1 protein-coding gene is annotated in these 17,377 nt (G+C 66.1%); it reads right to left on the bottom strand.

Features of this window, described 5'->3' with window-relative positions:
- Window positions 1-48: 48 nt before the first annotated feature.
- Window positions 49-17,316, bottom strand: a complete 17,268-nt coding sequence (locus DES47_RS15110) for a PKD domain-containing protein (protein WP_208115007.1) — start codon at window positions 17,314-17,316, stop codon at window positions 49-51.
- Between the last annotated feature and the right edge of the window lie 61 nt (window positions 17,317-17,377).

Raw genomic sequence — 17,377 nt, forward strand, 5'->3', positions numbered from 1 at the left:
ATCGCTTGTACTGGGTGGGGTTAAGGGCTATCCCTAGGACCCCCCGATTCATGGGAGTACCTCGATCAGTGGCACGCCGACCGGAGCGAACTGGAACTCGATCCAGTCCACCAGGAAGTCGCTACCGTGCTGCACGCCGTTGGCATCGGTATAGACAGTCGAGCCGAGGCCATTGACCGGATTCACATAGCCGCCGAAGTTGAACTCGGTGCCGTGATAGCCGCCGGCCATCAACTCCACCGCGACGAAGCCGGCGGCTGCCGACAGCGTGACTTGCCTGGTGCCGCTGGCGCTGTTGGCTGCAAACGTCGTCTCGCCAACGACCTGTCCGTTGCCATCCAGCAGGCGCAGCAGGCCGCCCTCGGTGAACACGGTGCCGTCGTCATTGATGAAGAAGCGCGACAGGTTCATCGTCACCTGTGTGGCTTCCTGATCCAGTGTGAAGCGCAGGCCTTCCTTGCCATCGACCTCCTGCCGCACGCTGCTGGTCAGCACCGATTGACCGCTAACGCCAAGATCTCCGGCGAACACGTCCAAACCAGGCAGGGTTTGCGGGCTTGCTCCGGTCAGGGAGATGGTGCTCCAGGCCTCGGCTCCATTGGTGATATCTGCCTTGTGACTGAGTGCAATGTCGGCATGGGTCCAGGCTTGTTGCCACTGGCCGCCCGCACCGGTCTCGCGCGTCGGCGCATTGCCAATCCGCACCGTCTGCGCCTGTCCGCCGCCCACCGCCACCTGCACGCTGCCCGCATTGGCCCAGGTGCCGTCTTCGTCGACCAGACTGACCGAGACCGTGCGGTTGCCCGCCGTGCCGAACACATGGTTGACGTTGCCGCCCGCGCCGACGGTCTGAGTCGTGCCATCACCCCAGTCGATGATGTAGCTGCTGACGGTGTCCTGGCCCGGGTCGGTGACCGCGCCGAGGTTAAGAGCATAGGTCTGGCCGGCTGTGGCCGCCGCGGCACCCGTCAGGGCGATCGTCGGTGCCACATTGATGACGCTGATGCCCTTGACCTGGTTGGCGGAACCGCCGTCGCCGTCATTGACGGTGACGCTGATATTGCGTGCGGTGCTGTTGATCGGGCCATCCTGGTCATCCGCAAACACGTGCTGGACATTGCCACCGAGCGCGGCCAGTTCGCCCGCCGTCAGGTTCTGCAGCGCCGAGCCATCACCCCAGTCGATGCTGTAGCTCAGCGGGTCGGCGGCGCCGGCCGCATCGCTGCCGACAATGCTGAGTGTGTAGCTGCCGCCCTCGTTGAGGCTGTCGGCGCCGGAGATGTTCAGCAGCGGCGCGACGTTGTTGACGGTGAGGTTCTTCGTGCCCAGCACAAAGGTGCCGTCCTCGTCGGTGGCGCTGACAGTGATCGTCTGCGCGGTGCCGCCGGGCGCACCATCGGCATAGCTGTGGCTGAAGCTGCCGGCGGCCGCCGCCCATTGCGCGGCGGTGAAGACGTCGGTGGCCCCATCGCCCCAGGCAATGCTGTAGCTGCTGCGGGTGTCCGTGCCCGGATCATTCACCGCGCCGACATTGAGCGTGTAGAGGCTGGCCTCGTTGACGCTGTCGGCCCCGGTGACGGCCGCCGTGGGCGCCACATTGCTGACGGTGATGTCCTTGACCTGGTTGGCCGTGCCGCCATCGCCATCGTTGACGGTGACACTGATGCTGCGCAGGCTGGCGTTGTTGGCGCCGTCATCATCGTCGGCATAGACGTGCTGGACATTGCCGCCGAGCAGGGCCAACTCGGCCGCCGTCAGGTTCTGCACGGCCGTGCCATCGCCCCAGTCGATGCTGTAGCTCAACGGATCGGCGGCGCCGGCAGCATCGCTGCCAGCGATGCTCAGCGTGTAGGTGCCGCCTTCGTTGAGGCCGGCCGCGCCGGAGATGTTCAAGCTCGGGCCGACGTTGTTGACGGTGATGTTCTTCGTGCCCAGCACAAAGATGCCGTCTTCGTCGCTGGCGCTGACGGTGATGGTCTGCGTCGTGCCGCCGGCCGCGCCATCGGCGTAGTTGTGGGTGAAGCTGCCGCCGGCCGCCGTCCACTGTGCCGAGGTGAAGTCGCTGGTCGAGCCATCGCCCCAGTCAATGCTGTAGCCGGTGCGGGTATCAGCACCCGGATCGGTCACCGCACCGACATTGAGCGTGTAGAGGCTGGCTTCGTTGACGCTGTCGGCACCGCTGACCACTGCGGAGGGCGCCAGGTTGTCGACATGGACGTTGAAGCTGTCGGTGGCCGATTCGCCTGCCACGTCGGTGATGGTCAGGCTGACCACATGGTCGGCCACGCCGTCGGCGAAGACATGGCTGAGATCCACGCTGCGCACAGGCGTGCTGCCATTGACGATGGTGCCGTCGCCATAGTCGATGCTGTAGGTCCAGCCGGGGGCACCGTTGTCATCGCCATCGCCGAAATTGACGGTGCGGGTGAACAGTGCGCCCTCGGCCAGGCTGACATTGCTGCCGGCGTCGAAAGACACCGTGGGCGTTGCCGCAACGGCCTCGACGTTCAGGCTGCCGGCATTGGCCCAGCTGCCGTCCTCGTCGACCAGGCCGACGACGATGGTCCGATTGCCCGTCGTGGCATAGACGTGATTGACGTCACCGCCTGCGGCCACGGCCTCGGTGTTGCCGTCACCCCAGTCGATCAGATAGCTGGTGACGGTGTCGGTGCCCGGGTCGGCGACCGCGCCGAGGTTCAGCGTGTAGGCCAGGCCGACCTGCACCGTGGCCGCGCCGGACAGCGCGATCGTCGGCGCCACATTGTCGACGCTGATACCCTTGACCTGGTTGCTGCTGCCGCCATCGCCATCGTTGGCGGTCACGCTGATATTGCGGGCCGTGCTGTTGACAGGGCCGTCCTGGTCATCGGCGAAGACATGCTGGACATTGCCGCCGAGCAGGGCCAGCTCGGCCGCCGTCAGGTTCTGGACCGCCGAGCCATCACCCCAGTCGATGCTGTAGCTCAGCGGGTCGGCGGCGCCGGCCGCGTCGCTGCCGACGATGTTCAGGGTGTAGGTGCCGCCCTCGTCCAAGCTGTCGGCGCCCGAGACATTCAGCACCGGCCCGACGTTGTTGACGGTGAGGTTCTTGCTGCCCAGCACAAAGGTGCCGTCCTCGTCGGTCGCGCTGACGGTGATCGTCTGCGCCGTGCCGCCGGCCGCGCCATCGGCATAGCTGTGGCTGAAGCTGCCGGCCGCCGCCGCCCATTGTGCGGCGGTGAAGTTGCTGGTCGAGCCGTCGCCCCAGTCAATGCTGTAGCCGCTGCGGGTGTCTGTGCCGGGTTCGCTCACCGGGCCGACATTGAGCGTGTAGAGGCTGGCCTCGTTGACGCTGTCGGCGCCGGTGACGGCCGCCGTGGGCGCCACATTGCTGACAGTGATGTCCTTGACCTGGTTGGCCGTGCCGCCGTCGCCATCGTTGGCGGTGACGCTGATGGTGCGCAGGCTGGCGTTGTTGGGGCCGTTGTCGTCATCGGCATAGACGTGGGCCACATTGCCGCCCAGAACGGCCAGTTCGGCCGCCGTCAGGTTCTGCAGCGCCGAGCCATCGCCCCAGTCGATGCTGTAGGTCAGCGGATCGGCCGCACCTGCGACATCGCTGCCGATGATGTTCAGCGTGTACGTACCCCCCTCGTTGAGGCCAGCGGCCCCCGAGATGTTCAGCACCGGGCCGACATTGTTGACGGTGATGTTCTTGCTGCCCAGCACGAAAGTGCCGTCTTCATCGGTGGCGTTGACGGTGATGGTCTGGCCCGTGCCACCCGCTGCGCCATCGGCATAGGTGTGGGTGAAGACACCCGCCGCCGCCGTCCATTGCGCGACGGTGAAGTTGTCGGTCGCGCCATCGCCCCAGGCGATGCTGTAGCCGGTGCGGGTGTCGGGGCCGGGGTCGGCGACGGCGCCGACGTTCAGCGTGTAGACGCTGGCTTCGTTGACGCTGTCCGCCCCGGTCACCGGGGCCGTCGGTGCGACGTTGAGGACGGCGATGTTCTTGACCTGGCTGGTGGAGCCGCCGTCGCCATCATTGACAGTGACACTGATGCTGCGCGCGCTCGCATTGTCGGGCCCATCGTTGTCATCGGCGAACACATGGTTCACATTGCCGCCCAGTGCTGCCAGCTGCCCGGCCGTCAGATTCTGTACCGGGGAGCCATCGCCCCAATCGATGCTGTAGCTCAGCGGATCACCGGCCCCACCGGCGTCGGTGGCGGCGATGTTCAGCGTGTAGCCGCTGGCCTCGTTGCTGTTGTCGGCACCTGTCAGCGTCAGGGTCGGGGCCAGATTGCCCACGGTCACGCTCTTGGTACCCGCCGTGTGCGTGCCGTCCTCGTCCAGCACCTGCAGCACGATGGTGCGCAGGGTGCCGCCATTGCCGCCGTCGGCGAACACATGGTTGACGACGCCGCCACCGGCCAGCAGGGCCGCGAACTCGGCCGGCGTGTACTCCTGCACGGCGCTGCCGTCGCCCCAGTTGAGGCGGAACAGGGTGGCCGTGTCGGTGCCCGGGTCGGTCAGGGCGCCCAGGGTCAGGGCATAGCTACTGCCTTCATCGGACGTGTTGGCGCCGCTGAGAGGCACAACCGGGACCACATTGAGCACGGTCAGGTTGTGCTGGCCGGCAACCAGGAAGGTGCCGTCCTCGTTGACCAGGTCCACCGTCACCGAGCGCGGCGTGCCACCGATATTGCCGTCGGCATAGACGTGGCTGAACTGGCGATTGGCCGGCATGTCGGCGGCGGCGACGATCACGGTGCTGCCGTCGCCCCAGTGGATGCGGTACTCGCTGACCACATCGGTGCCGCTGTCGTTCACACCGCCCAGCGTGATCAGGTAGTTGGAGCCCTCGCTGACCGAGCCGGCACCGAATACGCTGAGCGTCGGCGCCACATCGTTGACGGTGACGAGGAACTTGTCATTGCCCTGCTGGGCGCCCGAGTCGTCGACCGTGACGCTGACCTCGAACGGGGTGACCCGGTTGTCGGTGAAGTAGTGGCCGATATTGAAGCTGGTGGCCGCGCCGCTGATGCCGAACACCTGCGGTGCGCTGCCATCGCCCCAGTCCACCGTCACGGTGCGGCCGACCGGGTCCTGGTCGGTCGGATCGGTGAAGTTGATGGTGCGCGAGAAGAACACGCCCTCCTGGGCCGTCGTATCGGCGCCGGCATCGACGGTGATGACCTCGGCCGGCGCACTGACGGTGACGTTGCGCGTGCCGGCATTCGGGAAGTTGCCGTCTTCGTCGGTGACGCCGACGACGATGGCAAAGCTGCCCGGCGTCGCATAGGTGTGGGTGAGCTGCCGATTGCCTGGCAGGTCGGCCACATTGACGAGCTGGGGCGGCGTGCCGTCGCCCCAGTCGATGGAGTAGCTGGTCTCGGTGTCTGCGCCGGGGTCAATCACGCCACCCAGCTGCAGTGTGTAGACCTGGCCGCTCTCGACGGTGTTGTCGCCGAACAGGTTCAGCGTCGGGGCCACATTGGCCACCACCACCTGGAAGGTGTCGGTCTCCACGCTGTTGGGCTGGCCCTGCTGGTCATCGGCCGTGAGGGTGACGGTATAGGTGTCGTTGTCCGGCAGGTTCAGATTGAAGCTGGGCGTGGCGCTGCCGGTGCTGAACTGGTAGCTGCCGGTCTGACCGAGGTTGCCGACCCAGCTGACGGTGATCTGGTGCGTGTCGGTCGGATCAGGGTCGCTGAGGGTGAAGCCGCGCGAGAAGTTCGTGCCCTCGTTGGCCGTGCCATCGACACCCGCTTCCAGGCCGGGCCCGTCATTGACATTGGTAAGGGTGATGTTGGTGAATACCGAGCCGCTGGCAAACACATTGCCATCGCTGCCGGTCCAGCGGAACTGGTCCGGGCCGTAGAAGTTGAGGTTGCCCTTGTAGATCAACAGGCCGGCGGCAAGGTCGGCGGCACTGATCTCCTGGCCGGGCAGCACGTCTGCGCCATTGAACTTCAGCGTGCCCGAGGCCGGCAGCGTGATCAGCTTGATCGCGGCCAGGGTCTGGCCCTCGGCATCGCTGAAGCCGCTGGCGAACAGGGCCTCGGTCAGCACGATGTCGGTGTCTTCCGGGCCGTTGACCACCACGTCCTGCACATTGGGTGCGGTATTGGCAAAGCGCTGCAGGCGAATGTCCCAGGTGTCGTTGCCGCCATTGGCGGCCTGCAGATAGCCGTGATAGACGACGACGAAGCCGCCATCGGGCATCTCGACGATGTCCGGACCGCCCTTGGGGTCGTAGTAGGCGTTGGCATTGACGGCCAGCTGGCTGTCCACCTGCCGGCCGGTGGAGTCGAACTGCTGCAGCCAGAGGTCGTCGCCATCGGTCCAGCTGACGACGAAGCCGCCGTTCACCAGCGATGCCACGGTGGGCTCGCTCTGGTTGCCGCTGACCAGGTAGTTGACGCGGAACTCGCCGCCGACGGCTGTGCCGGTGGCGTCAAAGCGCTGGCCGTAGATGCCGCCGCTCGAGGTGTCCTGGCCTTCCGAGCGCCAGATCACCACATAGCCGCCATCCTTCAGCGCCGCCACCGACGGCGTGCTCTGGTTGCTTTCAATATAGGTGTTGAGGCGCTGCTCGCTGCCGTCGGGGCTGCCATCGATATTGAAGCGCTGGGCATAGATGCCACCGCTGCTGCCGTCCTGGCCCTCGGAGCGCCAGGTGACGACGAAGCGTCCGTCTTCCAGCAACGCAATCGAGGGCTCGCTCTGCGCGGTGAACTGGGTGGCCGTGATCGGCGTGTTGGCACGTATTTCACCGCCCAGCTTGGCGCCGCTGGCGTCGTAGCGCTGGAAGAAGGTGTCGTAGTACTGGCCGTCGCGCTGGTTATCGGAGTACCAGGCGACGATGAAGCCGCCGGTGCTGCTTTGGGTCACCGCGGGCTGGTACTGGCTGCCGACGGTCGTGGTATTGACCCGGGATTCGATGCCGTCCTTCGTGCCATCGGCGGCGAAGACTTGCATATAGACGCCGGAGCCCGAGCCATCTCCGTTGTCGGAGCGCCAGACGACGGCGAACTTGCCGTCGGCTAGAGCCACCGCGCCGGGTTCGTACTGGGCGCCGCTGGTCGCCGTGTTGACCAGGAACTGCGCTCCGACCTTGTTGTCGACAGAGTCATAGCGCTGCCCGTAGACGCCATAGCTGCTGCCATCGGCGCCCGAGTCGTCGCGCCACACCACCACATAACCGTTGTCCGACAGTCGGGCGATCGAGGGTGTGTACTGTTGGCCGGCTATTGCCGTATTGACGGTCTGCTGCACGCCCAGCGGCACGGCGCCGTCGGACTGCGGCGTGATGTTGATGGTCACGGCCTGCGGGGCGGTGACACCGCCGTCGCCGTCCGAGATGCGCACCGAGATCGTACGGCTCGGCTCGGGATTGGACAGGAAGTTCTGGTAGGTCAGGTTCTCGACCAGGGCTTCCACCGCCACGGGTGTGGCATTGGCGTTGAACAGCACCGTCAAGGCGCCGCCGTTGACGCCATTGGCGATCAGGGTGCCAATGACCGTGCCCTCGTAGCTGACGTTGGCGCCCGAGATGCCAATCTGCGCTGTGCCCGTGCCCTGGTTGCGTATGCCCAATTGATCCTGGGCATTGATGCCAGGGATGCCGAACTGGTTCGGGTTGCCATAGGGGGTGACGTAGCTGACGTCCAGGCGACCGCCGGCAAAATTTGTCGAGTCGCTGTCGAACAGGCCCACGCCCGGGTCTATGCGTTGCGGCCCGAGATTGAGATCGTTTTCGAGGAAGGTGACCGTGGTCGCCAGGTCCACCAGCACCGGCGCCGATTGGCGCGGGAAGTCGGCCGGGTTGCCGACCAGGCGCTGGAAGATGCCCGAGCCGTCGCCATCAGTATTGCCCTGCCAGGCCACCACGAAGGCGCCATTGGCCAGTGCGGTGACGTTCTGGCCGGTGTTGCTGGTCGTGTTGTCGAGGCGGGTTTCGCCGTCCACGCGGTTGCCGGCGGCGTCGAACTGCTGGGCCAGCACATCATACTGGCCAGTCTGGCTGTTGTAGCCGTGCCAGGTGACCACAAAGCCGCCGTTGGACAGCGTGGCCACGGCCGGTTCGTACTGGTAGTGGTAGGTGCTCTCGTTGATGCGGAACTCGGCCGAGCTCGGGTTGCCGCTGGCGTCATAGAGGCGGCCATAGATGCCGTCGGCACTGCCATCCTGCTCGCGCGATGTCCAGACGGCCACAAAGCCTGTGCCATGACGGGCCAGCTGCACGTCGTACTGGTAGTTCTCGGTGGTGGTGTTGAGGCGGAACTCGCCGCCCACGGCCACACCGCTGCTGCTGAAGCGCTGGGCGTAGACGCCGGACAGCGAGCCGTCCTGTGCGGAGTCGGCCCGCCAGGCGACGACGATGTCGCCGCCGCTGAGCTGCACGATGTTCGGCTCGTACTGGGCCGAATTCTCGAAGCCGGTGCTGGTGTTGGCCCGCACTTCGCTGCCCACGGCGGTGCCAGCGGCATTGAAACGCTGGAAGAACACATCGTAGTAGCGGCCATCACGGATGCCGTCCGAATACCAGGCGACGGCAAAGCCGCCATCGTTCAAGGCGGTGATGTTCGGCTGATACTGGCTGCCATTGGTGCTGGTGTTGACCAGCAGTTCGGCACCGGCGCGGGCGCCGCCGGCATCGAACACCTGGGCGATCACGGCCGAGCCGGAGCCATCCCGGCTGTCGCTGCGGAAGGCGACGACAAAGCCGCCACCGGCCAGGCCGGTGACCGTCGGTTCGTACTGGCTGTAGGGCGTGTAGTCGCTGACGCGGAACTCATTACCGACCGGTGTGCCCAGCGCGTCGTAGCGCTGGCCGAACACACCGTCACTCCAACCGTCCTGGCCCTCCGACTCCCAGACGATCACATAGCCGCCATCGGCGAGCCGGGCCACATCGGGTTGCTGCTGCGCGTTGACCGCATAGGTGTTGACGCGCTCGGGCAGGAACAGCGGCGCCGGGCCGTCGGCCTCGGGTGTGACGTTGATGGTCAGCACCCGCGGAGTGCCGGTGGTGCCGTCGCCATCGCTGAGCTGCAGGCTGACTATGCGAGAGGGCACCGGGTCGGTGGAGATATTGCGGTAGCTGAGGTTCTCGATCACCGCCTCGACCGCCTGCTGCGAGGCCGCAGCATTCCACTGCACGATCAGGTCCTTGCCGGCGCTGCCGTCGGACAGGATGCTGCCTATGGTCACGCCGCCATAGCGCACATTCGCGCCGACCACATCCACCTGGCCCGCGCCATTGCCCTGGTTGCGAATGAAGAACTGGTCCTGCGAGGGCAGGTTCTCGTTCAGATCGACCCCCAGGCTGCTGTAGCCGGAGATCACCGACACCACCATCTGGCCGCCATCAAAATTGGCCGAGTCGACGTCGAACACGCTGACGGCCGCATCGATCAACACGCCGGCCGGCTGGTTGGCGGCGTTCTCGCCCACCGTCAGGCTGCTGACCAGGTCGGTGATCTCGGGCGCGGCGGACTTGGCCAGCGGCCCGGTGGTGCCGAACAGGTTCTGGTAGATGCCGTAGGTGTTGGCGGTGCCGGCTTCCTGGTTGTACGACTGCCATGCCGCCACGAAGCGCCCGCCGCCCAGGCTTGCGAGATTGGGCATGTACTGGTGGTGGACGTTGTAGCTGTTGAGCTGCAGCGGGGCATCGACCTTGTTGCCAAGTGCGTCGAACTGCTGGGCAAAGCTGTCGTAGTTGTTCGACGAGGCATGCCAGGCGATCACATAGCCGCCGGTGTCCAGCGCGGTGATGCGGGGGAGGGCGTCGCTGATCGGTACGGTCGCCCCGTCATTGACCAGCACCTCGCCACCAACCTTGACGCCGGCTGCCGTGAAGCGCTGGGCCATGATGGACCAACCGTTCAGGCCGGGCGCATCGCTCTTGAAGGTGACCACGAAGTCGCCGCCGGTCAGCGTGGCCACATCGGCCACGGCCTGGTAGCCGGCCGTGGTGGTGTGGACCTGGAAGGCATCGCCGCGCGGCGTGCCGTCGGCATTCATCAGCCGCGCATAGACGCCCCAGTCGCTGCCGTCCTGGCCCTGGGAGTGATAGGTGATGACATAGCCGCCGTCGTTCAACAGCGCCATCTGCGGATAGGACTGGTTGCCGTTGGTGAAGGAGTTCGGCGGCGCGGCGCCCGGCGTGGCATTGATCAGTACCGGCGCGCCCTGGGCCACGCCGGCAGCGTCATAGTGCTGCACGCGCACGCCGTAACTGTTGCCGTCGGCGTTGTTGTCATCGGACCAGGCGATCACGAAGGCGCCACCGGCCAGGCCCAGCACCATCGCCTGGGTCTGCTCGTAGGTGACGACCGGGCTGACCTTGAACTCGGCGCCCACGGCATTGCCGGCCGCGTCATAGCGCTGGGCGAAGATGCCGTCACTGCTGCCGTCAGGGGCTTCCCAGCTGACGACAAAGCCGCCGGTGCTGAGGGCACCGATGCTCACGCCCTGGGCGCCTTCCTGGGCCCCCGGGGTGGTGGTGTTGATCTGGAACTCGGCGCCGATGGCCGAACCATTGACGTCATAGCGCTGGCCGAACACGCCGTAGCCGTCGCTGTCCTGTCCCTCGCTCTGCCAGACCACCACATACTGCCCGGCATTGGCGCCCTGCAAGGCGCCGATGCCGGCGTAGATCTGGTCGCCCGGCGCGTAGGTGTTGACCCTTTGGTCGGCGGGCAGCAGCTTGGCGGCGCCATCGACCTGGGTGTTGACGTTGATGGTGATGGTGTTGAGCTGGGTGCTCTGGCCGCCATCGCCGTCTGAGACAACAATCGACACCTGGCGCGAGGCCACCGGATTGCTGGAGCTGTTGCGGTAGGTCAGGTTCTCGACCACCGCTTCGGCCATGGCAGCGGTGGCGCTGGCATTCCACTGCACGACCAGATCGCTGCCGTTCTGCCCGTTGCTGACGACGGTGCCTATGGCCACGCCGCCAAAACGCACGGTGCTGCCGTCAAAGCCGACCTGGCCGGCGCCGGCACCTTGGTTGCGGATAGCGAAATGGTCCTGAGTCGAGGCTCCGGGGTCGAAGCCCTGGCCGGCCCCATAGCCGTTGATGACGCTGACGATCAGCTTGCCGCCAGCGAAGTTGGCCGAGTCGCCATCGATCACGCGCACACCCGGATCGATCAGCTGCGGCGCGGCATTGACGGTGTTCTCATCAAAGCTGACCGAGGCTTCGAGGTCCAGCAGCTGCGGCGACTCCTGGCGAACGATGCTGCCCGGCGTACCGAACAGCTGGCTGAAGACGCCATAGGTGCTGGCCGAGCCGACTTCCTGGTTGTAGGACTGCCAGACGGCGACGAAATTGCTGCCGGACAGGCCGCTGATGTCGGGGTAGATCTGCGTCGGTGCTGTGATGCTGCTGAGATGCAGCGGCCCGTCCACCTTGGCGCCGACAGCGTCGTACTGCTGGGCATAGACGCCGTAGCCGCCTTCGATGATGCTGCCGGTACCGTCCCAGCTGATCACGAAACCGCCATTGCCCAGGGCAGCGATATGGGGCGAGCGGCCGTAGTTGGACGGGAAGTCGGTGTTGTTGACGGCGAACTCCCCGCCAACGGTGGCGCCGCCGGCGGTGAAACGCTGGCCACGCACGGTGTTCGTGCCATCGTCATCCCAGACCACGACGAAGTCGCCATTCGCCAGGGTGGCCACATCGGTGTAGTACTGGCTGCCGGTGGTGGTGGTATTGACCTTGAACTCGGTGCCCACCTTGGCGCCTGCCGCGTCGAAACGCTGCCCATAGACACCCCAGCCGCTGCCGTCCTGGCCGTTCGATATCCACACGGCGACAAAGCCTGTTTCATCGGTGCCGGCGGTTGACGGGTCGTCGCGCAGGGCGGCCATCGCCGGGGTGTACTGGTCGTTGGGCAGATAGGTGTTGAGCTGGAACTCGACGCCCACAGCGGCTCCGGCCGCGTCGTAGCGTTGGCCGAACACGCCGTAGCCGCTGGTGTCCTGGCTTTGGCTGGCCCAGGTGATGATGAAGCCACCGCCGGCCAGACCGAGCACGGCGCCGTGGGTCTGGGTACTGCTGGTGGTCGTGTTGGCGCGGAACTCGGTGCCCGCGGGGTTGCCGTCAACGCCATAGCGCTGCGCATAGACGCCGCCGGACGAGCCGTCCTGTCCTTCGCTGTACCAGGTGACCACAAAGCCGCCACCGGACAGCGCGGCGACCTGCGGATCCTGCTGCGCGCCGGCACTCAGCGAGTTGATCTGGAACTCGGTACCGTCGGGCACGCCGGCGGCGGTGTAGCGCTGGCCGAACACGCCCCAGCCACTGCCGTCCTCGCCATTCGAACGCCATACCACCACATAGGCGCCGGCGTTGGCGCCTTCCAGGGTGGCCACGCGTGGCACCTCCTGGTCGGCGGCCACATAGGTGTTGACCTGCTGGTCGCCGAACAGCGGGCCGGCCCCATCCACCTCGGGGGTGATGTTGATGACGATGGATTGCGCCGTGGTGACTGCGGCGGCATCCCGGACCTGGATCTGCACCGTGCGGCTGGCCAGGGCACCATCGCTGGTGGTCTGGTAGCGGAGGTTCTCGATCACGCGCTCGATGGCGTCGGCCGTGGCCGATGCATTGAAGGTGACGACCAGGCTGCTGCCATTGCCGCCACCGGCGCTGGTGCCGATGAGCACGCCTTCATAGCTGACGTTGCCCGCGGCGAAAGCGACCTCGCCGCTGCCATTGCCCTGGTTGCGTATCGTCAGCTGGTCGTCGGCGCGGGCATTGGCTGTGTAGCTGACGGTCAGGGTGCCGGCATTGAAGCCGGCCACACCGGCGTCAAGCTGCACGGCGCTGTCGATCAGCACACCGGCCTGTGCCGACGCCTCGGTCAAGGTCAGCGAGGCTTCAAGATCGCTCAACGCCAGCACTGCGGCGGGTGCGGACGCGGCGATGCTCAAGGTCACGCTTTGCGCCTGCGAGGCGCCGCCATCGCCGTCGAACAGGCGGAAGGCGATCGTGCGGCTACCGATAGGCGCCGCTGCGGCGTTGTACTGATAGGTGATGTTCTCGGCCACGGCACGGGCCAGCTCCGCCGTCACGCTGGCGTTGAAGACGATGGCCAGCGGTGTGTCGCCGACACCACCGCTGACGGTGCCGATCAGGTTGCCCGGCGCCGTGCCACCGTAGTACAGATTGCTGCCGTTCAGATTGAACTGGCCGGCCAGCGGGGCGACGAAGGACTGCACCGACAGGGTGTCGTTGGCGGTGGCACCCGAGGTGAAGAAGACCAGCAGGCGGCCCACGTCCAGATTGGCCGAGTCGCTGTCTGTGATGTTGAAGTCGCTGTCTATCAGCTGCGGCGTGATGGCCTGGGCCTGGCTCAGGACGCGCGTGGTGCGCAGGTCATCCAGCAGCGGGTTCGCGCTGGGCCGTGCCAGCTCGCCGGCATCGCCGAAGATCTGCTGGGCGATGTCATAGGTGTTGTTGCCACCGTTGGCGGAGGTGTTGTAGTCGGTGTAGGTGACGACGAAGTTGCCGTTGCCGAGGTCGGTGATGGTCGGCGACGACTCTTCGCCGCTGGAGTTGGAGACCAGCTTGCGTTGACCGTCGAGCGCCACGCCGGCCGCGTCGTACTGGCGGATATAGACGTCGCTGGTCGTGCCGCTGCCGCTGAGGTCGTAGTTGTCGTTGTACCAGCTGACGACGAAGCCGCCGGTGGACAGTCCGGTCACCGCCGGCTGGTACTGCCCGCCGGTGGTGGTCTCGTTGATCAGGAATTCGCCGCCGGCCTTCACGCCGGCCGCGTCGTAGCGCTGGCCATAGACGCCGGCACCCGATCCGTCCTGGCTGTCCGAGCGCCAGACGACGATGAAGCCGCCGTCGGCCAGGGTCGCCACCTGCGGCTCGTACTGCGCGCCTGCGGTGTTGGTGTTGATCAGGAAGGTGTCCGAGAAAGTAGCGCTGGCGGCGTCATAGCGCCGGCCATAGACGCCGTTGCTGCTGCCGTCGTTGCTGCTCTCGTCCTGCCAGACGATTACCAGATTGCCGTTCGCATAGGCCGCCACATGGGGCAGTTGCTGTGTGTTCAGCTGCGGATTGGCCGGTGCGCCCGGGGTGGTGCTGACCCGGGTCTCGGCGGTGACGACGGCGCCGGTGTTGTCATAGCGCTTCAGGTAGATGTCGTAGCCGCTGCCGCCGGCATTTCCGGTCGAGGACCAGACCACGGCGAAGCCGCCGTTGTAGCCGGCCATGGCATTGTGGAACTGGATGTTGTTGGTATGGGTGTTGACGACGAAATTGCCGCCCTGGGCCGTGCCGGCGGCGTCATAGCGCTGGCCGAACACGCCCCAGCCGTTGCCGTCGCTGGCGTTGTTGTCCTGCCATGTGATGGCGAAGCCGCCATCCGACAGCGCTGCCACATGGGCATAGCTCTGCTCGCCGGTGGTGGTGGCGTTGACGCGGAACTCCGCACCGATGGCCACGCCCTGGGCGCTGAAGCGTTGGGCATAGATGCCTTCGCTGCTGCCGTCCTGCGAGGTGGACTGCCAGGTCACGACATAGCCACCGTCGCTCAGCAAGGCAACTTCGGACTGCTGCTGATGGGCTGTGCGATAGCTGTTGAGGTGCTCCTCGCCATAGGCTTGGGCGATGCCGTCGGCGTCGGGGGTGATGTTGATGGTCAGCAGGTTCGAGGCGCTGGAGCCACCATCGCCATCGCTGACACGCAGGCCCAGGCCGCGGCTGAGGTTCGGGCTCTGGCTGGTGTTGGCATAGGCCAGGCGCTGTACCAGCGCTTCCACGGCGTCGGCCGTGGCGGCATCACTGTTGAAGTCGATGCGCAGATTCGTGCCATTGCTGCCGCCGCTGATCAGGCCGATGGCAAGCCCGCCAAAGCTGACCACATTGCCGGCCACGCCGATCTGTCCTGCGCCATTGCCCTGGCTGAGCACGCTCAGCTGGTCCTGGCTGCTCTGGCCCAGGGTGTAGAACAGGTCCAGCCGGCCACCATTGAAATTGGCCGAGTCGATGTCGGTCAGGCTGACCGCCGCGTCTATGACCTGTGGCCCGGCATTCACCAGGTTCTCAGCGAAAGTCACTGTGCCGGTGAAGTTGCCCAGGTCAGGGTTGAGCTGGCGGGGCAGCTCGGCCACATCGCCGAACAGCTGCTGGTAGATGCCTGCGGTGCCGTTGTCCTGGGTGTCCGAACGCCAGGCGACGACGAAGTTGCCATTGCCCAGGTCCTCGATCGCCGGTTCGTACTGGTAGCTGCCGGCGGTGTAGCTGTTGACACGGCGGTCGCCATCGATGACGTTGCCGAGGTTGTCGTATTCGCGGATGTAGACGTCGCCGTAGGTGCCCTCGGGACCGGTCGAGTCGTTGTAGAAACTGACGACGAAGCCGCCGCTGCTCAGGCCGGTGACGACCGGCTGGTACTGGCTGCCACTGGTGGATTCGTTGACGCGGATGGCATCGCCCAGGGCGGTGCCGTCAGCGTCATAGACGCGCGCATAGGTGGCCCAGCCCGAGCCGTCCTGACCACCGGAGTCGCCGTAGACGACGACAAAGCCGCCATTGGACAGCATCGCCACCCGGGCCTCGTACTGGTTGCCGGTGGTGATGGTGTTGACCTGGAAGACGGCGCCGAAGGTGGCGCTGGCCGCGTCATAGCGGCGGCCGAACACGCCGTAGCCATTGCCGTCGGCACTGGCCTCGTCCTGCCAGACGATGACCAGATTGCCGTTGGCACTTGCCGCCACATCGGGCAGCTGCTGGTTGTTGCCCACCGGGGTGTTGACCAGCACCTCGCCGCCGAGCTTGGCCCCGGCATTGTCGAAGCGCTGCAGCACGATGTCGTAGCCGCTGCCGCCGGCCTGGGTGTTGGAGGCCCAGACCGCGGCAAAGCCGCCGGTGTAGGCACTGACCACGGTGTGGTACTGGTTGCTGGAGGTGGTGGTATTGAGCAGCAGCTGGCTGCCGGCGGCCACGCCGTTGGCGTCATAGCGCTGGGCATAGCTGCCCCAGCCGGAGCCGTCGTTGCCATTGTCTTCCCAGCTGATGACGAAGCCGCCATCGGACAGGCCGGCCACATGGGGGTAGTTCTGGTCATTGCCGGACAGGAGGTTGACACGCCACTCGGGCCCGACGGCCACGCCGCTGGCGCTGTAGCGCTGGGCATAGATGCCATCGGCGCTGCCATCCTGGCCCACCGAGGTCCACACGGTGACATAGCCACCATCGCTGAGGCGGCCTATCTCCGGGTCGTTCTGGACGCCCGGGCTGTAGCTGTTGACGCGATCCTCGCCATAGGCGGTCGGGGTGCCGTCAATCTCGCGCGTGACGTTGATGGTCAGGCTGCTCGCCAGGCTGGCGCCACCATCGCCATCGCTGACGCGCAAACCCAGCGTGCGTGAGGCATCCGGGCTGCTGCTGGTGTTGGCATAGGCAATGCGCTGAATCAGCGACTCGACGGCATCGACCGTCGCGGCATCGCTGTTGAAGTCAATGCGCAGATTCGTGCCATTGCTGCCACCGCTGAGCAGGCCGATGGCCACGCCGCCATAGCTGACGACGTTTCCAGCCACGCCAATCTGGCCGGCGCCGTTGCCCTGGCTGAGTACGCTCAGCTGGTCCTGGCTGCTCTGGCCGGTGGTGTAGAACAGGTCCAGCCGGCCGCCATTGAAGTTGGCCGAGTCGGCGTCGGTCAGGCTGACGGCGGCGTCCAGCAGCTGGGGGGCTGCATTGACCAGATTCTCGGCAAAGGTCAGCGTGCCGGCCAGGTCGCCCAGATCCGGGTTGGCCTGGCGCGCCAGCTCGGCGCCATCGCCGAACACCTGCTGGTAGATGCCACCGCTGCTGCCGTCCTGCCCCTCGGAGCGCCAGGCCACGACGAAGTTGCCGTTGCCCAGGTCTTCGATGGCCGGCTCGGATTGCGTGCTGCTGGTGTAGCTGTTGACGCGGCGATCACCATCGATGGCATTGCCGAGATTGTCATATTCGCGCAGGCTCACATCGCCGGAGGTGCCTTCAGGACCGGCCGAGTCGTTGTGGAAGGCGACGATGAAGCCGCCCGTGCTCAGGCCGGTGACAACCGGCTGGTACTGGCTGCCGTTGGTGTACTCGTTGACGCGGAAGGCGTCACCCAGGGCCGCGCCGGCGGCGTCATAGACGCGGGCATAGGTGGCCCAGCCCGAGCCATCGGGGCCGCTGGAATCGCCCCAGACAGCGACAAAGCCCCCGTTGGACAGCATCGCCACCCGGGCCTCGTACTGGTTGCCGCTGGTGAGGGTGTTGACCTGGAAGACGGCGCCGAAGGTGGCGCTGGCCGCGTCATAGCGGCGGCCGAACACGCCGTAGCCATTGCCGTCGGCACTGGCCTCGTCCTGCCAGACGATGACCAGATTTCCGTTG

This window comes from Roseateles toxinivorans (assembly GCF_004362525.1).
In the GTDB taxonomy this organism is placed as follows: domain Bacteria; phylum Pseudomonadota; class Gammaproteobacteria; order Burkholderiales; family Burkholderiaceae_C; genus Paucibacter; species Paucibacter toxinivorans.